This is a genomic window from Paenibacillus sp. FSL R7-0345, assembly GCF_038595055.1.
Classification (GTDB): domain Bacteria; phylum Bacillota; class Bacilli; order Paenibacillales; family Paenibacillaceae; genus Paenibacillus_AQ.
Genome location: NZ_CP152002.1, coordinates 4,250,747 through 4,274,297, shown reverse-complemented (window position 1 = coordinate 4,274,297; position 23,551 = coordinate 4,250,747). Strand labels below are relative to the sequence as shown.

The 23,551-nt window shown below is 46.0% G+C and carries 25 protein-coding genes; 21 read left to right on the top strand and 4 right to left on the bottom strand.

The window, feature by feature from the left end; genetic code table 11:
- The first annotated feature begins 23 nt into the window (after positions 1-23).
- Both NST84_RS18330 and NST84_RS18325 read left to right on the top strand, forming a co-directional pair.
- Positions 24-692, top strand: coding sequence for a Type 1 glutamine amidotransferase-like domain-containing protein (locus tag NST84_RS18330; RefSeq protein ID WP_342561604.1), 669 nt, complete (start codon positions 24-26; stop codon positions 690-692).
- A gap of 311 nt (positions 693-1,003) precedes the next feature.
- A complete protein-coding gene (locus NST84_RS18325; RefSeq protein WP_342561603.1) occupies positions 1,004-1,426 on the top strand; it encodes a GNAT family N-acetyltransferase in 423 nt (140 codons plus the stop codon).
- 133 nt (positions 1,427-1,559) lie between these two features.
- On the opposite strand, the gene NST84_RS18320 is transcribed toward NST84_RS18325, so the two are convergent.
- Together NST84_RS18320 and rsgA are read right to left on the bottom strand one after the other, a co-directional pair.
- The gene (locus NST84_RS18320) at positions 1,560-2,576 is read right to left on the bottom strand and encodes a phosphotransferase (RefSeq protein WP_342561602.1); all 1,017 of its coding nucleotides are present in this window, start codon (positions 2,574-2,576) and stop codon (positions 1,560-1,562) included.
- Entirely contained in the window at positions 2,573-3,646 is a 1,074-nt protein-coding gene (rsgA, locus tag NST84_RS18315; protein ID WP_342561601.1) for a ribosome small subunit-dependent GTPase A, read from the bottom strand. Before rsgA ends, NST84_RS18320 begins: the two co-directional genes overlap by 4 nt.
- A 476-nt stretch (positions 3,647-4,122) precedes the next feature.
- Between rsgA and NST84_RS18310 the strand changes: the two genes are divergently transcribed.
- From NST84_RS18310 to NST84_RS18245, 14 genes are all read left to right on the top strand, one after another.
- Positions 4,123-4,791 (top strand): stalk domain-containing protein, encoded by a 669-nt coding sequence (locus NST84_RS18310; protein WP_342561600.1) that lies wholly within the window; start codon positions 4,123-4,125, stop codon positions 4,789-4,791.
- A gap of 203 nt (positions 4,792-4,994) precedes the next feature.
- Entirely contained in the window at positions 4,995-5,378 is a 384-nt protein-coding gene (locus NST84_RS18305; protein ID WP_342561599.1) for a hypothetical protein, read from the top strand.
- 15 nt (positions 5,379-5,393) lie between these two features.
- A complete protein-coding gene (locus NST84_RS18300; protein WP_342561598.1) occupies positions 5,394-5,888 on the top strand; it encodes a DUF2691 family protein in 495 nt (164 codons plus the stop codon).
- A gap of 121 nt (positions 5,889-6,009) precedes the next feature.
- Positions 6,010-6,369, top strand: coding sequence for a hypothetical protein (locus tag NST84_RS18295; protein ID WP_342561597.1), 360 nt, complete (start codon positions 6,010-6,012; stop codon positions 6,367-6,369).
- 136 nt (positions 6,370-6,505) lie between these two features.
- On the top strand, positions 6,506-7,378 hold the full coding sequence (locus NST84_RS18290) for a DUF4085 family protein (RefSeq protein WP_342561596.1): 873 nt from the start codon (positions 6,506-6,508) through the stop codon (positions 7,376-7,378).
- Positions 7,375-7,794, top strand: coding sequence for a metallothiol transferase FosB (gene fosB, locus NST84_RS18285; RefSeq protein WP_342561595.1), 420 nt, complete (start codon positions 7,375-7,377; stop codon positions 7,792-7,794). Before NST84_RS18290 ends, fosB begins: the two co-directional genes overlap by 4 nt.
- A 156-nt stretch (positions 7,795-7,950) precedes the next feature.
- Positions 7,951-8,994 (top strand): iron-siderophore ABC transporter substrate-binding protein, encoded by a 1,044-nt coding sequence (locus NST84_RS18280; RefSeq protein ID WP_342561594.1) that lies wholly within the window; start codon positions 7,951-7,953, stop codon positions 8,992-8,994.
- Position 8,995: 1 nt separating this feature from the next.
- On the top strand, positions 8,996-9,775 hold the full coding sequence (locus NST84_RS18275) for a (2Fe-2S)-binding protein (protein ID WP_342561593.1): 780 nt from the start codon (positions 8,996-8,998) through the stop codon (positions 9,773-9,775).
- A gap of 37 nt (positions 9,776-9,812) precedes the next feature.
- Entirely contained in the window at positions 9,813-11,537 is a 1,725-nt protein-coding gene (locus tag NST84_RS18270; protein WP_342561592.1) for a helix-turn-helix domain-containing protein, read from the top strand.
- A 307-nt stretch (positions 11,538-11,844) separates the two neighbouring features.
- On the top strand, positions 11,845-13,050 hold the full coding sequence (locus NST84_RS18265; protein WP_342561591.1) for a glycoside hydrolase family 5 protein: 1,206 nt from the start codon (positions 11,845-11,847) through the stop codon (positions 13,048-13,050).
- A gap of 140 nt (positions 13,051-13,190) precedes the next feature.
- Positions 13,191-14,354, top strand: coding sequence for a copper amine oxidase N-terminal domain-containing protein (locus NST84_RS18260; RefSeq protein WP_342561590.1), 1,164 nt, complete (start codon positions 13,191-13,193; stop codon positions 14,352-14,354).
- Positions 14,354-14,764, top strand: coding sequence for a hypothetical protein (locus NST84_RS18255; RefSeq protein WP_342561589.1), 411 nt, complete (start codon positions 14,354-14,356; stop codon positions 14,762-14,764). Before NST84_RS18260 ends, NST84_RS18255 begins: the two co-directional genes overlap by 1 nt.
- 170 nt (positions 14,765-14,934) lie before the next feature.
- Positions 14,935-15,096, top strand: coding sequence for a hypothetical protein (locus tag NST84_RS18250; RefSeq protein WP_342561588.1), 162 nt, complete (start codon positions 14,935-14,937; stop codon positions 15,094-15,096).
- A 373-nt stretch (positions 15,097-15,469) separates the two neighbouring features.
- Entirely contained in the window at positions 15,470-15,847 is a 378-nt protein-coding gene (locus tag NST84_RS18245; protein WP_342561587.1) for a hypothetical protein, read from the top strand.
- Positions 15,848-16,223: 376 nt separating this feature from the next.
- Here NST84_RS18245 and NST84_RS18240 read toward each other — a convergent pair whose 3' ends face one another.
- Together NST84_RS18240 and NST84_RS18235 are read right to left on the bottom strand one after the other, a co-directional pair.
- Positions 16,224-17,426 carry a hypothetical protein gene (locus tag NST84_RS18240; RefSeq protein WP_342561586.1) on the bottom strand — a complete coding sequence of 401 codons (1,203 nt, stop codon included), beginning with the start codon at positions 17,424-17,426 and terminating at the stop codon, positions 16,224-16,226.
- Positions 17,427-17,595: 169 nt separating this feature from the next.
- On the bottom strand, positions 17,596-17,802 hold the full coding sequence (locus NST84_RS18235; protein ID WP_342561585.1) for a helix-turn-helix transcriptional regulator: 207 nt from the start codon (positions 17,800-17,802) through the stop codon (positions 17,596-17,598).
- A gap of 380 nt (positions 17,803-18,182) precedes the next feature.
- On the opposite strand from NST84_RS18235, the gene NST84_RS18230 reads away from it, so the two are divergent.
- The 5 genes from NST84_RS18230 to NST84_RS18210 all read left to right on the top strand — a co-directional run bounded on the left by NST84_RS18230 (position 18,183) and on the right by NST84_RS18210 (position 23,517).
- Entirely contained in the window at positions 18,183-19,199 is a 1,017-nt protein-coding gene (locus tag NST84_RS18230; protein ID WP_342561584.1) for a patatin-like phospholipase family protein, read from the top strand.
- Positions 19,200-19,452: 253 nt separating this feature from the next.
- Entirely contained in the window at positions 19,453-20,184 is a 732-nt protein-coding gene (locus NST84_RS18225) for a hypothetical protein (RefSeq protein WP_342561583.1), read from the top strand.
- On the top strand, positions 20,174-20,626 hold the full coding sequence (locus NST84_RS18220; protein WP_342561582.1) for a hypothetical protein: 453 nt from the start codon (positions 20,174-20,176) through the stop codon (positions 20,624-20,626). The genes NST84_RS18225 and NST84_RS18220 overlap by 11 nt, the downstream gene beginning before the upstream one ends.
- A 99-nt stretch (positions 20,627-20,725) precedes the next feature.
- Positions 20,726-21,283 carry a hypothetical protein gene (locus tag NST84_RS18215; protein WP_342561581.1) on the top strand — a complete coding sequence of 186 codons (558 nt, stop codon included), beginning with the start codon at positions 20,726-20,728 and terminating at the stop codon, positions 21,281-21,283.
- Positions 21,284-21,402: 119 nt separating this feature from the next.
- Complete coding sequence (locus NST84_RS18210) at positions 21,403-23,517, top strand: thioredoxin domain-containing protein (RefSeq protein ID WP_342561580.1); 2,115 nt, start codon at positions 21,403-21,405, stop codon at positions 23,515-23,517.
- Positions 23,518-23,551: the final 34 nt, after the last annotated feature.

The window sequence follows — 23,551 nt, the reverse complement described above, 5'->3', positions numbered from 1 at the left end:
ACACAACAACAAGGAGTGAAGTTATGAAATTACTGCTTACCTCTGCGGGCGTTAATAACAAAAGTATATACGATGCTCTGGTTGACATGCTGGACAAACCAATTGCCGACTGTAGCGCTCTGTGTATCCCGACCGCGATGTACGGACACCCATGGGTTGGGCCCGGCGTCAATGCCTGGCAGTTCATCAGCGGCAAATCTGAGAATCCCATGGTCGAACTGGGCTGGAAGTCCGTCGGTGTGCTGGAGCTTACAGCGCTGCCAAGCATTGGCCAAGACCGCTGGGTACCGCTGGTCCGCGAAACAGATGTCCTGCTGGTGTCGGGCGGCGATGCTCTCTATCTGTACCATTGGATGCAGGAATCCGGACTGGCCGACCTCTTGCCGTCGCTGCAGGCTGTTTATGTGGGGATGAGCGCCGGGAGTATGGTGATGGCACCTAACATTGGGGAGTTCTTCGTTGGTTGGACACCGCCCGCTGGTAGTGATGAAGCACTTGGTCTGGTTGATTTTGCAATATTCCCGCATCTGGACCATGAACTGCTGCCTGGGAATACGATGGCAGCTGCAGAGAAGTGGGCTGCCGGGAAGCAAGGGCCATCCTACGCCATTGATGATCAGACCGCTATTAAAGTAATCGATGGAGCAGCCGAGGTTATTTCCGAAGGGAATTGGAGATATTTTTCGGCCTGATCTTCCTCTATGCTGAGCGTACAGGAAACAGTAGTTAAATACAGCAGACACAATAAAACCTCTCCTTAGAAGCAAACTAGGTTTAACAGCTTCTATGGGGAGGTTTTGTTATGAACTTAAGTGAGCTGCAGAGTTAATATGAGGTAAATAAACGCATTCCGTCCAACAACATTAAAAGTTATGCATTTATCATTAATAGACCATACCTGCATTAAAACAGTCACATCGTGGTTCTGGTAATTCCGTTAATTGAATGCCATGCTTATGTCGGGCGGCACTTATAAAATGAGAAATGAGTGGAGATGAAAGGTATGATTAGACCAGCAAATTTGGAGGATAAGAAAGATATATCCAGACTATTGATGCAATTAGGCTACCAGGATACAGAATTTTTTATTAAAAGAAATATGGAAAGACTTCTTGCAGATCCCAATGAGGAATTAATGGTATATGAAGCTGAAGGGCGTGTTATCGCCTGTATCTCCCTGCATTATATCCCGCAACTGGGTATGGAAGGAGATATTGCATCAATTAGTTATCTTGTTGTGGACTCCTCAATTAGAAGTAAGGGAATTGGAAAGGAATTAGAGGAATTTGCCTCTGCTTCTGCCACAAAAAGAGGATGCAGCAGTATCCAGGTTCACTGTCATTCCAGAAGAATAGATGCTCATAGATTTTATGAAAGACAAGGTTTTAAGGAGGCTCCTAAATACTTTTCAAAAATGTTAGAATAGTTGATTGAATTAACGGGTAGTGTTAGTTCTGCTGTCAAACTAACATTACGGCAACTGAAACTTTTATAGAACGTGGCGAGAACAAAGAAAGGGCCATCCTGTTCAAGGATGGCCCTTTAACCTGTTGCTACAATCAGCGCAGTAGAGGAGTATTTTTCATTTCATAAACTTTTTGCAGCGTCTGGAGACTCTGGGCCTTGCCGCCATCCTCTGAGTGGATATAGGACTCTACTAGCCTGTACCCGAACACGATCAGAATCATTTCGTAGACGCAGTGAGCAGCGACAGGAGGGGCATCCGCCGCATACTCCGCAAAGCCTTTGTAATACGCCGGAACACACCGCTGGTAGTATTCAACCATGTGTCCGATATCCGCTTCATCGGCAATCAGGCTGGCAAGATCCTCGCCGAGGTAGCCCCAGCCGGAGGTATCCCAGTCGATAAGTGCGATTGCGCCGTCAGCATAAATCAGGTTCGTCACCCAGAAGTCCCGGTGGCATAACACGAGGGGGAGCTTTTCGATGCGGGCGAATATCTCGTCTGACTGCTCATCGATATCGATCAGCATTTGCCGGATGTGCTGCGGGAATTCACATTCCGCCGAACGAATGTAGTTGTAGACAAGCGGCCATGACCGGTAGTGCAGATATGTTTTTTTCATCAAATCCGCATGGCTCAGGTTGGTCAGGCTCTGCAGCGCAGCAGGCTGCCCTGTATACAGCTTGCCCTGATAACGCCCCAGCTCCAGCGAGGCCAGTTCATACATATCGCCAGTCAGCTCTAAACCGGATACGCCATCGATGAACTCCAGCCACAGCTGAAATTCATTTTCTTCGGCGTTGAGCTCAGCGTGATAACATACGGGCCAGCGAAAAGCGTCCGAGAACGTTGTCCCCAAGTCAGACGTATAGAGATCATATTCCCGTCGCCATGAGCCCGGATCACCGTAACGCTCCCATTTATGCTGGATTTTCAGTACGATATGATACGGCAATTTTTCTTCATTTGCGGTTTCAGCGGTTCCTGTTACAAGCTGCACATTTCCTACCGTTCCGCCCTGTAAAGACCTAGTCTGGTAGTCAGCCGAGAGAATGTCCTGCTTGAATTGTTGGCTTAAGGCATAAATTAAAGTTTCGGTTTTAATATTCATTTCTTGTAACCCCCGTTTTTCTTCGTTTGTTTGCTTCGCATAGCTATTGTTTTGTTACGTGCATTCTTGTCGATGAGGTAGCCCGTTCGATTCTGGACATATTTGTGCTCATGCTGCTGGACAACATATTGCTCCCACCGTTCACGCGGTAACGAACCATCTTCCAGCGCAGCGAGAACGGCGCAACCCGGCTCGGCCTGATGGCGGCAATCTGTAAACCGGCACTTCGGGAACCATTCCTCCACATCCGAAAAGCTTGCGTGTATGCCTTCACCCGCATCAAAAAGTCCAAGCTCACGCATGCCCGGCGTATCAATGACCATCGTACCGGAGGGAAGCATGAACAGCTGACGGTGTGTTGTCGTATGCCGCCCCCGGCTGTCGGCCTCCCGGATCTCCTGAACCTTTGTGACGTTATCATCCAGCAGCGCATTTACAAGGGACGATTTGCCGACGCCGGACATGCCGAGAAAGACGACTGTTTTGCCGGGCATCAGGTAAGGAGCAAGTTCGTTCAGCCCCAGAGCGGTGTGACTGCAAATCGCATGAACCGGCACATCAGGAATACTGTGTGTAACTTCAGATAGGTGCAGATTATAATCGTCTACGAGATCAGCTTTGGTCAAAAGAATGACCGGCTGACCGCCGCTCTGTCTGACCTGGGTCAGGTACCGCATGATACGGGTAACGTTGAAATCTAAGTTCAGAGAAGAAAGAATGAACACATAGTCAAAGTTGGTTGCAACAACCTGTTCCCGTATGGTTTTGGCGTAGCCTGAAGCGTGCCCGGAGTAATCTGCGCGTGAAAACTTGGAGCGGCGGGGCAGTACCGTAACAATTAGGGAGTCTCCGCTCTCGTTGTACTGCAGCAAAACAAAATCACCGACACATGGAAAATCCGCGCGCATTTCCGCGCTATGATAGAATGCCCCTTTGAGCACAGCCGTTACTTCACCGCGTCCGGTCATGACTGTGTAACGCTCGCGCCGCAGCTCCGTCACTCTGCCGGGTGTTAATCCGTCTTGAATTGCTTCTATTTCGGTGTAGCCATAGTTTTTTAGATCAATCATATTTTAGGGTTAGCTCCTTTTAATGTTGTTTTTTGGACGCAAAATGCCGCGGACAAGCAGCCTCTAATAGAGAAGCTGCTGTTGCGCGGCATCAGGACACCAAAAAGATACGACCTTTATCGTATCGTGCAAACAGCAATATTCACGAAAGGTTACTTAGGATGGCACACCAAATAGTACGGGCATTATCCCGCTTTATTCACGTATGCCTGCTATGCAGTTTTAAGACGAAACCACCATATAAGTTGTAGTTGCCATTAAAATCACATCCCCTTTCGAGTAGGAACTTGCTTATCGCTAAGCTTTTTTAAGTTAACCTATTTTGGAAAAAAATGCAATGAGATAATTACAGCTATTCAGGTTTACTAACAATCAGACCCGTATGATTGTGGTTTATTTTTCCATGTAATGTTAAAATTGCGATAAATCTAAAGGAGAAAGTTTTGAACTCATTTTGATAAGAGGAGATGGCAGCTATGAGATATTTTAAAAAGGGTTTTAAAGTCACACTTATGTGTGTGCTTCTACTCTCGGTAGCGACTGGGGTAAGTGCAGCTACCCCGATTCGTATTGTAGTGAATGGAAATCCGGTATCTACGGACGTTACGCCTAAAATAGAGAAAGGGCGGGTGCTCGTACCGATTAGTACCATAGCTAAAGCACTCGATGCCTCAGTTCTTTGGGACAGCAAATCCAAAACCGTTAAGATTAATACTAAGGACAATGTATGGGATGATGACTTGGCTCAAGGACTCCACTGGCAATCCATCCATGACATGATCATGCAGTACATCATAGGGTTTGATACCCGGAATGATAATATGGTAGAACCGCTTCGTTCAGAGCATTTCGACAGCGATGTGATTGGCCCGGAAAATGTTACCCCTGTAGGCGGAATCTATCCGGCCCTTATTGACACCCAATTTATAGATGTTAAGCAGGATAAAGATTTTATTACTACCGTACGAGTTGCTCTTATTAAGCAAGAGGATGGTCTGGTCAAACAAACGCTGGATTTTGTATTAGAACCGGCTAAAACAGCTTCGGATTACGGTTACTTTATTAAGGGCGTTTGGAGAGTCAAAGAAGAAAAGCTGAAAGAGTATTCTCCGGTACCTGGTGTAACTTTTGAGGGTGAAGACTAATTAACGATGAATGTTAAAACAGCATGACAAACCGGATAAAGGAGTGTTAGAGTGGAACTGCTTATTATCATGATTTTGGTAATTGGTTTATCGGGCCTGCTAGGCAACCAAACAAAGATGATAAGAAGAATGGAGGAGATCGAGGCCATTCTGCTTGAGATAAGGGATAAAAAATAAAATAGGACCTTGGGGGTAACCATCCGATGACGTTATCGCTCGCAGCAAACGTCTTTTCAATCCTTATCACCGTTGTCATCCTGTTCCAGGCAGCTCTTGCTGCAGGTATGCCCTGGGGAGAGTATGCAATGGGAGGAAAGTTTCCCGGCAGACTTCCGGCTTCAATGCGTGTGGCATGCCTGATTCAGATTGCAGTTCTGGCATTACTCGCGCTGATTGTATTAAGTAAAGCGGAGGTTATTTTGCCCGGCTGGCAGAAGTTTGCTGAGTCGACAATTTGGTTTGTGGTTGCTTTTTCCGTAATTGCGTCCATTCTAAATCTGATTACAAAAAGCGTCCGCGAAAAAAGAATCTGGGCGCCAGTGTCCATAGTCATGCTGCTGAGCAGTCTTATAGTTGCAATTGGATGACAGGAGGATGAAGAAATGAATGTGACAAGCAATACTGGAAATACGAAAAGAGGGATAACCTGCAAGATTCCTAATGAGTTTGGCCGTTTCCTGGGAGAGCTTCTGCAACCGTTCGATACCGCCGACTATCAGTGGTATAACGGGGGTGAGGAAGCCTATTTCACGAATACAGGGACGCTTGCAGAAACGCTTTTCCCTGAACAGGTATTTGGTATGGATGGTGTCCAGCTCATAGATATTGTGGAGAACAATGAGTATTATGTTATTTTTGCAGATCTGAAGGCCTTTCCGAAGGGGAGCAAAGTGGTTGATGTTCAGACGTATGAAGAATACGTAAAAAGTGACTGTCAATTCGTACTGATCATAGTTGATTGCGTGCATGTTGCGATTTACTGCAAGGATCAGGAGAAACTGACGGAGCTGTATTTGAATGCACAATCACATGGCTATACCAATGTACAATACACGACCGACGAAAATGACTTCAGAACAAAGATGACTGCTTGGTAGCTGCTGATTAATATTAGGCATAGAGAATCATAAATCACAGAAAAGGAAACCGTTTGCAATTATAATGTAAGCGTTATCTAAAATAATGCTGTACATCAATACGCAAATGGAGGAATAGGACTTGAGTTTAAACAAAGTTTCCTTTAACCTGTTTGTATTTATGGGGCTATGCATTCAGTACGTTTTGATGCATCTTTTTTCGGCCGGGGAGATCATTGCTATTTCAACCGCTGAGCTTGTCATTTATATGCTGTTCACTTTTGCGGGGCTGGGTTCATTCTTTAAGCGCAGAAGACGTGCTCTGGCGGAGCAGGGCTGCGGGTCGGTGGGGCTTTTTTTCACGGTGCTGTGGACGGTTTCGCTGTGTTCTCAATTCCGTAAAGAGAGCTATCCGGAGGCGCTGACGCTGATTAACTCGTTTGGTGTATCTGCTGCCGGTCTTGTGCTGCTTACGGAGATTATTGTGCTTTTCAAGGTTTAGTCTGTATATATTTTTACTGTGAACTGTTGAATAGAGTGGTGGATAGAGCTTCTGTCGGTGGCTGACGGGGGCTTTTTTGTGTATTCTTTTTAAATAGGAGAATTAGAAAGGCAGAAGGAGTGAACAAGAAACAGCAATGAGATATTTAACGAAAGAATGGTATGAGCTGTGCCAGCGGACCGGTTTATATTTTGGCAAAAGAGTACATAGCGGAGCGTATACACGGGATGAGTCCCTGTATTCAAGGCTCTATGCGAGAAAAGAGAAACAATACATAAAAGAGCAGCGTGAATCTTACGACTACGACCCCCGTTCCCTGCTGGAACAGGAGGGTGCCAAGCTTGTACCAGCACGGAAGCTGTTTGGTAACGAAGAGATCGCGGAAGAGGACATTCTCATTTATCACATGCCGCCCGAACAAAAATTAGAGATAGAGCAGAGGATTGCGGACTACGATGCCCGCCCTCCGTTTGACCTATCGAGCTGCAGGCAAAAGTTTAAGGAGCTTCATGAATGGTACTGCAGTGATGAGGCTGATCGGCTGCCGGAAGAGCTGATCAAGCAGATTGCTGACATAAGGGTTCTGGCCCTGGGCTATTGCACAAAGGATACTATGCAAGAGCTTAAGCGGCTGAGTGAAGAAAATAAAATACAAATGAACGCTATAGGAAAACAGTACCGGGAGGCGCAGCAGGCAGAGCAGATTCCGGATTATATCCGGGAACGGTTGCATTTTCACGATTGCCGGGTGATGGAGATTCACTCCGAGCAGGATGTAATCATCCGGCTGGACAACGAGGGGGAAATGACCGATATGAACCAAATTACGCTGGTTGTCCCGGAAATTATACAGCTGGATGAGCATATCGTGGGCAGCAGCTGGCTGTATGATGAGCTGTACCGTGTGAATGATGGGTATGAGCTTCATGTACTTTTTTCCGGGAGAGAGATGCCTGAGCTGATTGTGCGGTGTGAGGATATTGTGGTGGAGGAGAGGTGTATAAATTGAACATCCAAAACATAAACCACCTTTGCTTCTCTGTATCGGATCTGGACAGGTCCATCAAGTTCTACTCAGACGTATTCGGAGCGAAGATTCTGGTTAAAGGCCGGAGGCTGGCTTATTTTGATCTGAACGGGCTGTGGATCGCCTTGAATCAGGAGGATGTGGTTCGGGACCGGGAGAATAGGACGTATACGCATATTGCTTTTACAATGGATATAGCGGATTATGAGGGATTGCTCAATAAGTTGAAAAGTTTACAAGTTGAGATTCTGCCCGGGCGGGAACGGGATGTCAGGGACAAGCATTCCATTTATTTTCTTGATCCGGATGGACATATGTTTGAGTTTCACACGGGGAGCTTGCAGGACCGGCTTGATTATTACCGCGCGGAGAAGGAGCATATGATTTTTTATGAGTAAAAAGGAGGTACTTCATCCGTTCCTTAAGTGTAAAATGTCGCAATAATCCGGCCGCGATGTCGCAAAAGTACATGGAACCGGTGTGTAACGGTAGAGTATACTCAATCTTATAAATCTGATAATGAAAATCATTATCACATATAAGGGGGAGTCAGCATGAATAGAGCAACAAAAAGGCAGTCATCATCACTATTAATGGTATGGATGCTGGCACTGGTCCTTGTACTTACAGCTTGCGGTTCTAATGGAGGGAACGTAAATACGGGGAATGCAGCACAGGCAACTGCGGCGTCGGCCGAGCCGTCTCCGGCATCCGAAACGCAGGCTTCGGCAACACCGGAGGCACAGGCTGCAGCAGCCTACCCGGTTACGATTAAACATATCAAAGGCGAATACACGCTGACTGAGAAGCCGAAGGTTATTGCCGCACTCGACGTGAAATTCATCGATCAGTTGATTGCGCTTGGCGAGCAGCCGGCGGGAAGTGTGGTAGCTGGAGCAAAAGGCGCGACGTTCCCGGAATATCTGGGCGAGCTTGGGGATGTGCAGGTTCTGGGTACGAGGGATGAGCCTAACCTGGAGGCTATCGTAGCGCTGAAGCCGGATCTGATCCTGATGACCGACTTCCAGGAAGAAGCGTATGAGAGCGTCAGCAAAATAGCGCCGACAATCGTACTCGATTTCTACGAGGATTGGCGGGCTACGCTGGCTACCATGGGTGAGATAACAGGAAAACAAGCGGAGGCGAAAACCGTACAGCAGGCGTACGAGGACAAACTCACCGGTCTGCGCGAGCAGCTGAAGGCGAAGCTGGGCAACGAAACGGTGGCATTGATCCGTCCGAGACCGGAAGGGATTCGTGTCCACGGGCCGGAGCACCGGACAGGCAGCATTCTTTATGATGATTTGGGATTAAACGCACCTGAATTTGTTACAGCCATCACAGAGGATACCTCTGTTGAGATTTCCATGGAGACTGTTGCGGATATCGGAGCGGACCGCTATTTCCTGCTGTCGGATGATCTGTTTGCCAAAGATGCAGAAGAACTGGCGAATAGCCCGGTCTGGAAATCCATGGATGCCGTTAAAAATAACCGTGCCTACGACGTGAACGCCACGCTTTGGATCGCTTATTATGGTCCAATTGCCATTAACATTATTGTAGACCAGGCTGCGGAAGCACTGCTGGGAGCGCAGTAAAATGGACGGCTATCTGTCGTCTGTCTCCTGGCAACAATTGACGGAGGATTATCAGCTATGGCTGGGCGAACCGACGGCAAGCAGTGTCTGTACCATTGCCCTGAGCCAGCTGAGTGATGAGGCTGCCTGCCGTGAATATGTGAGCTGGCTCAAGAATTATATCGGAGCGCCGGATACGCAGGTTGCCGCTTCCATGCTGGCCAAGCGGATCGGTTACCTGTGGATTGTACCGCTGCTGAATGCAATGACCTTTCATAACCGGAAAGTCTCAATCGATTTAAATAAAAGCTTTCTCTATCATCCCGATTGGTCCGCCGGACAAGGGGATACGCGATTTCCATTCCTTGCTATAGACGGTCTGCGGACGGTGGCTGCACCACTGGAGAACAGGGCAGGATGGCGGGAAGAGGCCGTCAGGGAGATTTTCACTGCAGGCCTTGCGCCGCTTATGCAGACACTTGCCGCAGTTGGCCCCGTCTCCATGGCGGTACTCTGGGAAAATATTATGGTGCGCATAGCGCCGCTGTATTCATCTGAGACAGCTGAAACCGGGCAAGACAGGCAGCGGATGATCGAAGATTTTACTTATCTGACCCATGTTGCACCTGGTTCTGTGTTTGGCATGAGGCGTAATCCGTTAACACGTTTCACCGAATCCCATGACGGGGTTCAGGCTGCCAAAAGCAAGCGGATTACTTGTTGCTTCTACTACCGGATGTCGGGAGAATATTGCCGGAAGTGTCCGAAAATTGACAATGAGAATGAATCTCAATTAAAATGACAACAGCAACAGAATGCTATTGTCAGGAGATGAGAGGATGCCGCTGCAGGAGCAGGCAAGTTTATGGAGTGATCTGGCAATCAAAACGCTTGACGTAAGCAGCGGAACTGTTCCGCCCGGCGGCGTTCTAAGCGAAGCAGAATTGACTGCCAACCAGCTGCTGCTGGCAGGCGGCGGGCAAGGAAGGCTTGAGATGAACGGTGAGGATTGCCGTGTCCAGGCTTTTTTTGCCTGCCATGCTGTTAAAGGGTCAGCATTTGCTTTAACTGCCGGAGCAGAAAGCATTCATTATACTGTTATTACCTATAAGGGCGTCCTAATGGAAGGCGCTTCACATCTGCTGTATCCGCAGCGGAATCACCCGCTATACACGTCGTTTGTTCATCAGCTTGAGCAGCCGGCTGAACTGCATCAGGCGGCAGATGAGATCAGAATCAAATGGAGCAGGGGCGAAGGGCTGGAGCGTTTTCATGTTAATGCCTTGCTGCAAGGTATGCTGTACGAGCTGATGATGGAGGTTGAACGCGGCCGGGGCGGTACCGGACCGGATATGGTTGATATCGTCACTGCTTATATTGCGGGTCGCTACCGGCAGGAGCTGGAGCTTAAAGAGCTTGCCGCGCTTGCCGGCTGCAGTTCAAGGCAGCTGCAGCGGCGGTTCAAGCAGGAGAAGCTGGTCGGACCGATGGAATATGTGATCCGGATGCGGATGGAGAGCGCACAGCGGATGCTGCGCCATACCGATGCCCCGATCAGTGAAATCGCTGAAAGAACAGGCTACCGCGATATGTATTACTTCAGCAGGGCATTCAAAAAATATTTTGGACTCCCTCCGCAGATGTACCGGCGCACGGACGCATTAGCGATTGGGGCAGTACAGGCTAATTCAGGGCTCCCGGACCGTTATGCCTCCTCGCATGAATCACAGCAAGGCCCGGTGATCTGCCATATGCGGGGCGAATATACGGTCACCGCTGTTCCAAAGCGCATCGCGGTGCTCGACGTTCAGTATGCCGACCATTTGCTGGCTCTGGACGTAGCTCCGGCAGGTAGTGTTGGTACGGGCAGCAGTTCTTCGTTACATTTTCCCCAATATATCAGGGAGAGGCTTAAAGCAACGGAAATGACCGGTAGCTATGAGTACCCGGACCTGGAAGCGGTCGAACGGCTGCATCCTAATCTTATTGTCTGTACCGAGGTGCACGCCCCGTATTATGAGCGTCTAAGCCGGATCGCCCCAACCCTAATGTTTAAACGGAATGAGAGCTGGCAGACGATATTACGCCTTTTCGGTATCATAATGGATAAGCAGGCGAGAGCGGAAGCTATTATTGCGGACTATCACCGGCGTACAGCCCTGCTGTCAGGAGACCTGGCAGCCGTGCTTGCCGGTCAGAGCGTCGCCCTGATCCGCCCGCGAGAATCGCTGGTCCGGGTTCATACCGCCTCACACCGCACAGGTGCTGTGCTGTACCGGGATCTGGGATTGCCTGCTCCGCTTTTTGTGGCAGATACCAGCGATACGGCTTATCATATCCCGGTCGACAGACTGCCGGCGGTGCACGCCAATCACTACTTTCTGCTCAGTGGCGAGCTAATGCAGGACGGAATATCTGCAACCGAGCAAAGTGCCCGGGTCATGCTGCATACGAACGAGCAGCCGCAGATCTACCCGGTGGATGCCGCTACCTGGATCGGCTGCTATGGGCCGACAGGGATCAATTGTATTTTGGATCAGGTGGCTGGTGCTTTGCTGGCTTGAGCATGACAATAAGCGGAGAGGGAATAACGATTTTCATAGACGAATGGCAAAAGCTCTTGTGGTTATCACAGGAGTTTTTTGCTGCGGATTATCCCATAAGCCTATTCTATTTATTTTCTAAAAACATACTATAATTTCCAAATATATGTTATTCTGATAGTGGCATCCGGTTCTTGGCTTGGTAGAATCCAGTTCCTTGGGAAGGAGGGCACTCGGATTTTTTTGTGGTCCAATCGATTTGTTTATTGATAGCGTTTGCATGATGCATAACCACAATTTAAACGGAGGTTTTGACATGCTGGCCAAAATGAAAAAATGTGGGTTTTACGGTTTGGCTCTACTCTTGCTGGCTTCTGCTGCTGTGACCGGATGGAGTGCAAAGGCAGCCGCTGCTACCCCTATTACCTCGGATTTCAGATCCCTGTCGTCTTCACAAGTTGTCAGTGAAATGGGTGCCGGATGGAACCTGGGCAATCAGCTTGAGGCATCCAGCAACGGTACTCCAAGCGAAACGGCGTGGGGGAATCCCGTTGTCACCCAGGAACTGATCAAGAAGGTGAAGGCTGCGGGTTTTAAAACGATCCGCATTCCCGTGTCTTACCTGAATTACATTGGAAGCGCTCCGAACTATACGATTAATTCAACCTGGCTAAACCGGGTGAAGACGGTTGTAGATTATGCATATAATGAAGGCCTGTATGTGGTCATCAATATTCACGGGGATGGCTATAATTCCGTTCAGGGCAGCTGGCTGCTGGTGAATAGCGGGAACCAGACGGCGATCAAAGAGAAGTACAAGCTTGTATGGCAGCAGATTGCCAATAAGTTTGTGGGCTATGACGAGCGGCTTATTTTTGAATCCATGAACGAGGTGTTTGACGGCAATTATGGCAATCCGAATGCTGCTTACTATGCCAACCTGAATGCCTACAATCAAATCTTTGTGGATACGGTCAGACAAACCAGCGGCAACAATAGCGCAAGATGGCTGCTGATTCCGGGCTGGAATACGAATATCGACTACACGGCCGGCAATTACGGCTTTGTTCTGCCAACCGATACGTTCCGGTCCTCTACCATTCCGAGCTCGGAGAAAAGAATCATGATTTCCGCGCACTACTATTCCCCGTGGGATTTTGCAGGAGAGGAATCAGGAAATATTACGCAGTGGGGGGCGTCGGCCACCAACCCGTCCAAGAAATCAACCTGGGGTCAGGAGGATTACCTGAATTCCCAGCTCCAAGCCATGTACAACAAATTTGTGACCCAAGGCTATCCGGTCGTAATCGGCGAGTTCGGCTCCATTGATAAAACGGCTTATGATTCCAGCAATAACGTGTACCGTGCAGCTTTTGCCCGAGCGGTAACAGCAGCAGCGAAGAAATACGGCGCAGTACCGGTCTACTGGGATAACGGCTATAACGGCCAGCATGGCTTTGGTCTGTTCAACCGTACGAATAATACGGTAACGCAGCAGGGAATTATTAATGCGATTATGCAGGGGATGCAGTAAACATTAGAACGGGATTATAATAAGAACGGCGTAGTCCTGCGTTTGGGATTGCGCCGTTTTTTCATATAAAGAATATTGCCGGGATGTTAATATGTTATATTAATGAAAATAATTCCTGAAACTAGAAAGAGGGGTCATCAGTGAAAATCTTAAAATTGTTCATCCGGATGCTCGCGCTTGGCATTCTAATCATCGGTTTCATTCAGTCCGCTCCATCCGTTGCAGCGGCAGCAGCAGGTAAAGCGCAGTCCTCCGTATTACCTGTGATCCGGGTCTATCTTAACAACCAGCAAATAACCTCTTCCTTAGGGGCTCCTTCATTGGTAAAAGGGACGGTTATGCTTCCGCTGGACAGCTTCTATTATATTAGCGGCTTAACAGTTAAGTATGACGAACGTACGAAGGTAATCTCGATCGAGAATATGTTCACAAAAGGCACCATGAAGGCCGGGGAGCGGAACGCAACCGTTAACGGGAAAAAGGTTACATATTCAGCAGCACCTCAGCAGATCAATAAGCATCTTTATGTGCCCCTGCGTTTTGTCAGTGATGCCATCGGAGGCACACTGAATTGGAATGCAGCAAGCCGCGAGGCCGTGATCAGTTATCCGGAATTTGTTGGCGACGGCAGGACTAACAATGATGCGTATTTTATCAATGGTGTGAACGGAACTTTATATAAGCGGGATGGGGCAGGAGTGGTCCGTTCTCTGGGAACATCCATAGCAAAGCTAGCTCCAGGTTATGTTGCAGATACCCGGATTTCATTCGTCAAAATTGCCGAGGATGCAGACTTAGTAACCATTGAAAATTCCAGCGGCGAGCCTTCGATAAACCTGACCGTCATTAATCTTTTTGTGAAAAAGGGTGCCATTCTTCGCCAGTCTGAAGCTCATTATTGGCAGTTCTATCCCGAGAATATCAAGACATATGACGGTAACGCTGTTATGAACGATGGCTATACGGTCCGTTTAATTGCCCCGGATGCTTCGGTTAAGCAAACCTGGAATGTCTCCAAGTTAGCAGGCACACCGGATGACAGCTACGCTATTGAAGCTATTGGCGAGAACTACCTGGTAGCCCGTTCATCTTCGGAAGGACTGCTGACGCTAATTGATCTTAAGGCTAATAAAGCAATACTGCTCTATACGGAGTTTGGTATTAACCCAACCGATATGCCGGGCTTCAAAAACGATGGCCTCCGGTTTACCGGAAGCGGCGGGAACGGGTCAGAGCTGCAGTTCGAATTCACGAACGGAAAGAAAGTGAAGACGGTGTTTAGTTATACATTGGGGGAGCAGTGATGACAAGCCAAGATATAAAAGGAATCTGGTCAGTGGATTGCATGTACGAGCCTGGAGCGCAGGGAGACGAAAGAGTTATTTTCCAGGAAAATGGCTTTGGCTGGATTGAAATCATGAATTGGGGCTCCATTTCTATTGAGACCTTTCATTGGACCATTGAAAATGCAAGATTGAACATTAAAGGTGAGCTGTGCTTAAGTAACGATGAAGAGACGGAGCCATCTAGTCTTAATCTTGCGGGCGTAGAGTTTTTCGTAGCAGAAGAATTAACGCCATCGGGAAAAACAATGACAGTCATCAATTTTTCGGAAGCAATCTGTATGTTTAATAATAAATTTGGATTGATAAAAAAAGATGTCGAAGCTGACCTCTTTGTTAAGCGCAAAAAACTGGTAGAGCATGAAATTTAGTGAGCTTTGTACTTGCCGACAATATCGAGGGTAACACTGCCGAAGTTCTCACCGTACACAATCGTATCCTTTTCCCCGGCAAAAGCCAGTTATGTTATCGTAGCAGTTGACATACACCCCGAACCGAATTGCCGGCATCCTGCAGGTCAGCACCACAACACTGAGAAGGTATGAAGAGCAGGAGCGGATTCCTGCTGTACCGAGAACGCCTCGAGCGTTCTTTTCAGGTGGCGCTGGAGAATCTGAATGAGCGGCTTAAGCTACAGTTTAAGGGAATCGCGGAGATGATGGAGTATTTGGAGGTTTATGCCGGGGAGGGGCAGGACCTATAATCAGAATATAAGAGGTGTATTAATGTCAAGGAATATACGATATATAACGTTTTTTGTGTTGGGTGCATTACCTTTGTTTATCTATCCGTTCGTTTTGTTAGCTAACATAATGTCTTTAGCCGGAAGCTGGTCAGGGCAAGAAGAATCTATTTTAAAAGCAATCGTGCTCTTATTTATAATATTAACGAGCTCATATCCTATAACCTATATTATTTGTTTGGTGCTGTATTTGATAAAAAAGATCAAAAACAAAAATAAGAATGGTGCTGTTCTGGTATCGAAGCTGCCCCTGTTGCCTTTGGTTCATTTAGTTGCTGCCATTCTGTTGGGATGTTTATGGGCGCTCTTGGATTAAGGTATGAAGGAGGAGCTTATGAAGAGGAAAATCATCTACATCACTTCATTAATTGTATTGGTGACGTTAATCATTGTAATGATCCTGCCTAAGCGAGAAATTGTTAGTGTTAGCCTCGTTTCCGACACAGCCACAATCACCTACACTGATGCTGAAAGCCTTGAAATCATCGGAGATGCTATAAGGACTGTTAAAAAAATGCCCGGAGCTGTTGATGTAGGCCCGCCATCCTGCCGGATGACCGTTACCTATGATGATTCTGAAGCCGTGCAATACAGTGTATACATGGATTTTGAAACCAAAAACGGCTTTCTGATTAAGGACAGCAATAGTGAGAGGATGCTAGACCTAAGAGCGAAGAATTCGGAAGAGCTGGCGGATCTGTTGGCGAAGTGAAGATGTAAAGGGAAAGCTCCTGTGGCTGTCACTGGAGCTTTTTTTGTTGTGGGTTATTTGGTTGGTTGTTAATGCTGGGGGACCTTATTATTTTTGCTGTATGAATAGAGAAATGTGAAGCCTATTATCAAAAGGATTAAAGGAATGATAAACCAGAGGAAGTTAATATCAAAGATTCCATAATTAAAAGCTCCGCTATTTTCATTTGAGCTTTCTTGAACAGACTTTAGAGCAGAAATGATGAAGCCAGTACACAGGATAATTACAGAAGACAAAATGGAAGTACATCCGAGCAGTAATTTGAGCATAATCATCCTCCTGGAATTACTTTTCACCAAAGAGAAAACTCCATCTCTTTGGTGAAAAGTTAGTCTAATTAGAAACTATAAGATAAGTTTGTTGCATTTGTAGAGTACCATGTTGTTCCAGAAGTGTAAACAACCTCATTTCTAAATTGATGGCTTGCCGAGAATGAGAGCACGCGATTTGTAGCTTGAATCAAAGCGCCATGACCGATTGTGAATTTATCAGTGGCAAGAGCCTTGCCATTGGTCTTATAAACATACTCAGTGGTCAGACCAGTTACTTTATCCCCTACAGACTGCATTGTTGTTGAAGGAGCACCCTTCCAAGAGTAGCTAAAGCTAAGAGCTATTCCTGTGGCTGAAGCTGATGCTCCAACGGTATATGTGCTATTGGTATCCAGTTGCAATGAGTTGGTGTTTGGAGACCAACTAATCAGAGAATTCGTACTGGAATTTGTTCTGATATTGGATTTATAGCCAGTGGTCCAAACTGCATCATTAGCACTAGCTACCCCTGCGGGGGATATTTGAGAATCTGCAAGCACATAAAAGTGAGTTCCCGCAGTATTAGCGTATAAAATATAATCCGTAACTGCTGTACCTGCTACATAATTAACCGTGGCACCACCAATTGCAGTGTAACTTCCATTGGTGGTAAGTGTTTTTCTAATACTTGTAAGAATGTTTCCCTGTGTAACGCTTCTGGCAGCAACTCCAGAATATTTTGCATCCATGTCTGATTTAAAGTCATTCAATAATTCAGGCAAAGTATTTCCCATATTTGCACTTAAACTATTTATTTCTGTATCTGATTTATTAAATGACTCATTTATTGGCTCATCATTTTGCAATACAACAATTTTACCGTTGGCGTTGTAGATGGCTATTGAAGTGGTTTTTGTAGACACAAGTACATTTTCAAAACCATCTATCGAAGTCGGTGTTTCATTATTATTATTAAAATCAATATCTGGATTAGCTTCGACAAATTCATCATCATCTAAGAAAAGAGGTAATTTTAATGCTTTTAAAAACTTTTCATACAACGAAACTTTATCAATGTCATTCCCTGTAATTAATATCGTATTTCCTGGTTGATCAATAAATGACTGGAATTCATCAATTGATAAGCTATCCAAAGAAGCAGTTCCTTCATCTGTTCCAAGATCAAAGGTTAGGGTGTTTTCTTCGGTGGCAGCGTTTGCCGGAGCAGAACTTAAAGGGAGAAAAATTAGCAGTAATGCAAAACATAAAATTACTTTAATTAGTTTCATTGAGCAGCCTCCATGAATTAGTGTTTGTCGCGACAAGTTAAAATTAAACTAAATCTCCTAAAATTAAACAATATAATACAATAAAATGGAAATAGAGATATTCTTGTAATGAACTGATCTGAGTAGAATAGTTAAAAAAGTGTCTGGAGCTATTGATGTAGGGCTGCCACTATAATGTATGAATGTTGGATCTAAGAAAGAAGAATTCGATGCTTTCCTTATGGAAATTGGCGAGAGTAATGAGAACAGCACTTGGCACATCCAGATTCCCATTTTCGTAGCGGAAATAAGTGGCTTGTGTAATATGTAAAAGCTCGGCCATTTGCTGTTGCGTCAGGTCCTTGTCTTCGCGCAGATTGCGGATTCTATTGTACATAGAGATCACCCAGTTTGTTTAATTCTTAGGATAAGCCGGGGATACGTTGATACATCTGAAGCACCTCCAGAGCAAGCATATCATGGGGAGATGGAGAAGCTGTCGAGACTCCGGGCTAAGTTCCCGTATTCTTTTGAGAATGCATTGAATGATTTGCGGAGGGAGGAGCGGGAGGGAATAAGAAAAGAGTGTAGCCGTGATACATGATTCTGAGAACTGGGGCGAATCTTTCGCTTCGGTTTTTGTTTTATTCATTTGTTAACAAATTTAGGAAATTATAACTAAAAGCATATAAATTTTATCAACGGTTAAATTAGAAATAACAAAAATCAACATTGGAATGCAACTCTGCAAATTAAATAACAGGAGGCTTATTGCAAATGGTGTACAATTTTAAAAATTTAGTCTTTGAGGGTGGCGGAGTTTTAGGGGTTGCGTATATAGGTGTTATAGAAGTGCTAACCAATAATAACTATAATATCTTGCCTAAGATTGAACGAGTAGGAGGAACCTCAGCAGGAGCCATTGTGGCGTTACTTGTCGGATTAAATTACTCATTTGATAATATAAGAGATGAATTGAAAAGAATGGATTTGAAAAAGTTCATGGATGACGATTTATTGTTTACGCTTAATACTGCGAGATTTTTGCATACTTACGGTTGGTTTAAGGGAGATACAATATTGCATTGGATTGAAGAAAAAATATTTGAAAAAACCGGAAGTCGAGATTCCACATTTGCAGACATACAAAAATTGAAGGTTACTAGGAAATTCAAAGACCTTTACTTCGTAGGGACTAACTTGTCAACTCACTTTTCCAAAACTTTTTCTCACGAGGAAACACCTGATATGCGAGTAGCAGATGCTGTACGAATTTCAATGTCAATACCTTTATTTTTCGAGGCAGTAAAGTACGGAGGGAATATTTATGCAGATGGCGGGATATTAATGAATTACCCGATAAGACTCTTTGATCTTGAAAAATATCTGAGTAAGCCAGAGAATGGACTTAATAAGGAATATTATCTGGAACGTAGCGATATAAAAGGGAAAGGTTCTTTTAACATGGAAACTCTTGGATTTAGAGTGGATTCAAAAATTTTAAAAGATGTACTATCTGGAGCAATACCGCCTAAAGAGCATGATATTAGTAATATGTATGAGTTTACAAAAAACTTAGTTGGGACGATTTTAGATTTTCAGCAAAATATAAGCCTAAATAGTGACGATAAAGCTCGCACTGTCTTCATTGATTCTAATGAGATCTCTTCAACCAACTTCAGTATAACTTCCGATCAAAAAGAAGGTTTGATTAAATCCGGAAGAGAGAATACATTGAAATATTTTGAACTCTTTAACAACCCTGAAGTTGATTGGTTGAATCGTCCAATCTAATTTGACTATTGTCATTTTGCTCCCCATATAACGACCTGTTACCTAAATAGGGTATATTGGTCGTTATATGTTTTTAACGGATTCAATTTCAAAAATTCCTTTTGGACAAGTAATGGCGGGGAGCGCAAGAGGAGCTCTCTTTTGGTGTGACAGAGAAACAATAATATGGTACGGTTATTGCATTGTGGCGGAAAGGAGAGGCATTTTTAGCACTATACGATTTCATAAGTAGACAAAGGGTGGGGCAGTAGTAATGAAGGTTAAAATCCTATTTGTTTTATTATCAGTTTCTTTAGTTATAAATATTGTGTTATTTTATGGATTAACTAAATATGAGTTAGTGGAAAAAGGGAGTACCCGAATAAGCGACAATCAGTTAGCAGAGATCCCTGAAAGTGAAGATATTATAGAAGAAGAGAATACATACGGCTCAAATATAACAAACGAAACGGCTGGAAAAAATGTGCAAGCAGAACAATCCGGTTTCGGATATATCTATAGTTTGACAGATGATAAAATCCTTGAGGCGATCAATGACGGAAAAAAAGATGTGGGTTATTTTGGTGAAGATTTTATGCTACCCTTAGTAACTTCAACCAGCAACGATAGTATGTTCGAATACATGGATATTTTTATCGACACACCTTACAGATACGTGGCAATATATTCAAGTAACCAATACGCGAAGTATGATAGAACATCAACTATTGAAGAAGTTTCGAGTTTTATTAACTATGATTACCTTACATTTTCTGCTTATCTGCCCAATGGATCAGCAAATTTGTTAGCCACGGAACTGACTCAGGAGGGTGAAATAATAGAATCCTATAAGACTGACAATAATGAGGATGGAGATATCAAGAGTATCTACTTTTCAGTAGATGCTATAGATTTTCGGGAACCGGCTATTCTGAAAATATTTGAGAAAAACAATCCTGAGAACTACTCTGAGTATAAGATTGCTTTTGAGGATTATGTTAAATAGGACTAAAAAAAATAATAAACAAAAAGTTGGCTGTGTTATGCAGCCAACTTTTTGTTTATTCAGCATAAGGACGGAAAAAGACCCAATAATCTTACCTTGTATCTTTTTTGTTGTACTATCAATGCGTAAGCCAGTTCAAGAATATAATGGTATCGTTGAATTCGTTTTTCAAAATGTCTATTATATGTTTGAAGCTGCCTTGATCCTGCTAACAATTGCTTTTGGACAAAAGTTTGGTGAAACGCTCATAAAAAGAGGCAGTCTGCCTTATGGAGGGATTTTTCTAGCGCTCACATGGGGGCTCATACATATTTTACTCCAGGGAGGTCAAACAGGTGTCTATGCTTTCCTTATGTCGATTCTTTATGGCCTTGTATACATATTGTTAAAAAAGAATATTCGGTATTCATATATGATGATTGCAATTATATTTATTTTATAGGGGGTTACAGCATACGGACAGGACTTGTGTATAAGACTGTGCATTAAAATTAAGGTACGCTTTCCCCTGGTCTATATAATATAAAAGGAGAAAAGAACCTTGGACAAAAAGATTATATTTGTTAAAGTATGTCCTTTTACTGCTTTTAAGACGATTAAAGGTGAGAATGTAAAAATATTGTTTGAACTTTCAATGTATAACGTTAAGCGGGATTACTTTGCTCGTACCACATATAAGGGGAAGTTTGTCAGTGATTATGTAAACATCGACACTTATGGTATTCTCGTCACTGAGATTTATGAAGAAAATGGGGATATTTTTAAGTGTGATCCGATTGATCTTGGCGTAAAGACTGCGATTCCACGCCATGTGAGCGCGTTAATCAATGAGCTATGCAGAACCCCTATTAAGGATATCAATGCCATTCGTGACGCATATGAGGCGGAAGCTTCATCAGATGTTTGGTGTGCTGGCTGGCCTGACGCACTTGCCCGTACAGCGAGTATACAACTCAGCAGGAATTTGTCCTCCACCAATCTTCCACCAATAAGTGAAAAGGTTCGCAAGAAACGGGAGAAATTGCTTGAGAAGCTGAATCCGTTCCGCGATCTTCCAAAACCTGATAAAGATTATGATAAAGGAAGTTTTGATGCTTAAAAGCCCTGGCGCTGCTGAGAATATGTTTTATCTTCGCGGATCATTTTACCATTAGTGTCTTATAGTCTCCCAACGGGTAATACTAACAATGGCATATTTAGCACAAGGAGGCTACATTTATGGCACTCAAAGAAGGTCAACAGGCAAACCGACTAATAAATGAAAAATCCCCATACTTATTGCAGCACGCCCACAACCCCGTGGATTGGTATCCATGGGGGGAGGAGGCTTTTGTCAAGGCGCAGGCGGAGAACAAGCCGATCTTTTTATCTGTAGGCTATAGCACCTGCCATTGGTGTCACGTAATGGAGCGCGAATCCTTCGAAGACCAGGACGTAGCCAAGCTCCTCAACGACAACTTCGTAGCCATCAAAGTCGACCGCGAGGAACGGCCGGATATTGACGGGCTGTATATGTCGGTGTGTCAGGCGCTGACCGGGAGCGGGGGGTGGCCGCTGACGGTGCTGCTGACGCCGGACAAGAAGCCGTTTTATGCGGGGACGTATTTCCCGAAACGGCGGATGCTGGGGCGGATTGGACTTATGGATATTCTGGAGCAGATCCATACGAAATGGGAGCAGGACGGCGATGCGCTGGACAAGCTCGGCGATGAGCTGCTCGCAGATCTGCAGGAGCTGGACTGCAAGAATGCCCAGCAGGCAGGCGAAGGTAGCGGAGCGCTGCCTGGCGAAGAGTTGCTGCATGAGGCGTTCCAGCTATACCAGCGCCAGTTCGATGAGGAGTACGGCGGGTTCGGCAATGCGCCGAAGTTCCCGACGCCGCATAATCTGTCGTTCCTGCTGGCGTACAGCCAAACTTACCAGCAGCCGGAAGCGCTGCGGATGGTGGAGAAGACGCTGGACAGTATGTACCGCGGCGGGATTTACGACCACATCGGTTTTGGATTTTCCCGCTACTCTACGGACCGGGAGTGGCTGGTGCCGCACTTTGAGAAAATGCTCTACGATAACGCGCTGCTGGCCATCGCTTATCTGGAAGCTTTCCAGATTACCGGGAAGCCGCTGTATGCGGAGATTGCCGAGCAGATCTTTACGTATGTGCGGCGTGATATGACTTCGCCTGAAGGGGCATTTTACTCTGCTGAGGATGCTGATTCCGAAGGTGTAGAAGGCAAGTTCTACGTTTTCACCCGCGATGAGCTGGCGGAAGCGCTGGATTTGGAGGATATGCACTCGTACTGCCATGTGTATGGTATTACGCCAGAAGGTAACTTTGAAGGTGCCAATATTCCAAATCTATTGCAGGGTCTGCCGGAGGACATGGCTGAGCGAATGGGCATGAATCCGCTCGGTATGAAGACGCGGACTGGAGAGTGGCGCGAGAAGCTGTTCGCTTACCGCGAGGAGCGGATTCATCCACTGAAGGATGACAAGGTGCTTACCGCTTGGAACGGCCTGATGATCGCGGCACTGGCGAAAGGTGCAAAAGCGCTGCAAAAGCCGGAGTATGCCAAGGCTGCGGCAGCAGCGGCAGATTTCATCTGGGAGCAGCTGCGCCGGCGTGAGGATGGCCGCCTCTTGGCCCGTTACCGTGACGGGGAAGCGGCGATTCTTGCCTACGTGGATGACTATGCCTTCCTGATCTGGGGCCTGACTGAGCTGTACGAAGCTACAGGCCAAGTGATCCATCTGGACCGGGCGCTGCAGCTGAAGGATGGATTGCTTGCGCTGTTCAGCGACGAGGAAGGCGGGGGATTTTTCTTCACCGGCATAGACGGGGAAGAGCTGCCGATCCGCTCCAAGGAGCTGTATGACGGGGCGCTGCCGTCCGGTAACTCGGTTGCAGCCAAGCAGCTGTACAAGCTGTCGGTGATTACGCAGGATGTAGAGCTGAAGGCCATAGCCGAGCGGACTGCGGCAGTATTGGCCTCTGCGGCGGGAGAATATCCGCCCGGTTATTCTATGTACCTGCAGGCACATCTGGCGCTACTGTCCGGCGGACGCGAATGGGTGCTGTCCGGCAAGCTGGAGGACCCGGTGCTGCATAGCATGCTGGCTCAGGTCCAGCAGACTTACCTGCCGGATGCCTCGCTGATTGTCAACTATGCAGGCGATGACGGGGAAGACCTGCACACGCTCCTGCCTCATCTGCAGGATAAGCCGGCAGTGGATGGACAGGCTACGGCCTACGAATGCCGCAATTTTGCCTGCCGGGCCCCGCTTACCAGCCTTGATGCAGTCAAAGAGCTGCTGGCCACCGGCCGGCAGGTATAATAGAAACACAGAAGGGACAGCCCGCAAGGGGGCT

Excerpts from the sequence above, each read along its gene's own strand:
- NST84_RS18330 (WP_342561604.1), top strand. The coding sequence starts at position 24 with ATGAAATTACTGCTTACCTCTGCGGGCGTTAATAACAAAAGTATATAC.
- NST84_RS18325 (WP_342561603.1), top strand. The coding sequence starts at position 1,004 with ATGATTAGACCAGCAAATTTGGAGGATAAGAAAGATATATCCAGACTA.
- NST84_RS18320 (WP_342561602.1), bottom strand. The coding sequence starts at position 2,576 with ATGAATATTAAAACCGAAACTTTAATTTATGCCTTAAGCCAACAATTC.
- rsgA (WP_342561601.1), bottom strand. The coding sequence starts at position 3,646 with ATGATTGATCTAAAAAACTATGGCTACACCGAAATAGAAGCAATTCAA.
- NST84_RS18310 (WP_342561600.1), top strand. The coding sequence starts at position 4,123 with ATGAGATATTTTAAAAAGGGTTTTAAAGTCACACTTATGTGTGTGCTT.
- NST84_RS18305 (WP_342561599.1), top strand. The coding sequence starts at position 4,995 with ATGACGTTATCGCTCGCAGCAAACGTCTTTTCAATCCTTATCACCGTT.
- NST84_RS18300 (WP_342561598.1), top strand. The coding sequence starts at position 5,394 with ATGAATGTGACAAGCAATACTGGAAATACGAAAAGAGGGATAACCTGC.
- NST84_RS18290 (WP_342561596.1), top strand. The coding sequence starts at position 6,506 with ATGAGATATTTAACGAAAGAATGGTATGAGCTGTGCCAGCGGACCGGT.
- NST84_RS18280 (WP_342561594.1), top strand. The coding sequence starts at position 7,951 with ATGAATAGAGCAACAAAAAGGCAGTCATCATCACTATTAATGGTATGG.
- NST84_RS18275 (WP_342561593.1), top strand. The coding sequence starts at position 8,996 with ATGGACGGCTATCTGTCGTCTGTCTCCTGGCAACAATTGACGGAGGAT.
- NST84_RS18270 (WP_342561592.1), top strand. The coding sequence starts at position 9,813 with ATGCCGCTGCAGGAGCAGGCAAGTTTATGGAGTGATCTGGCAATCAAA.
- NST84_RS18265 (WP_342561591.1), top strand. The coding sequence starts at position 11,845 with ATGAAAAAATGTGGGTTTTACGGTTTGGCTCTACTCTTGCTGGCTTCT.
- NST84_RS18255 (WP_342561589.1), top strand. The coding sequence starts at position 14,354 with ATGACAAGCCAAGATATAAAAGGAATCTGGTCAGTGGATTGCATGTAC.
- NST84_RS18250 (WP_342561588.1), top strand. The coding sequence starts at position 14,935 with ATGAAGAGCAGGAGCGGATTCCTGCTGTACCGAGAACGCCTCGAGCGT.
- NST84_RS18245 (WP_342561587.1), top strand. The coding sequence starts at position 15,470 with ATGAAGAGGAAAATCATCTACATCACTTCATTAATTGTATTGGTGACG.
- NST84_RS18240 (WP_342561586.1), bottom strand. The coding sequence starts at position 17,426 with ATGAAACTAATTAAAGTAATTTTATGTTTTGCATTACTGCTAATTTTT.
- NST84_RS18235 (WP_342561585.1), bottom strand. The coding sequence starts at position 17,802 with ATGTACAATAGAATCCGCAATCTGCGCGAAGACAAGGACCTGACGCAA.
- NST84_RS18230 (WP_342561584.1), top strand. The coding sequence starts at position 18,183 with ATGGTGTACAATTTTAAAAATTTAGTCTTTGAGGGTGGCGGAGTTTTA.
- NST84_RS18225 (WP_342561583.1), top strand. The coding sequence starts at position 19,453 with ATGAAGGTTAAAATCCTATTTGTTTTATTATCAGTTTCTTTAGTTATA.
- NST84_RS18220 (WP_342561582.1), top strand. The coding sequence starts at position 20,174 with ATGTTAAATAGGACTAAAAAAAATAATAAACAAAAAGTTGGCTGTGTT.
- NST84_RS18210 (WP_342561580.1), top strand. The coding sequence starts at position 21,403 with ATGGCACTCAAAGAAGGTCAACAGGCAAACCGACTAATAAATGAAAAA.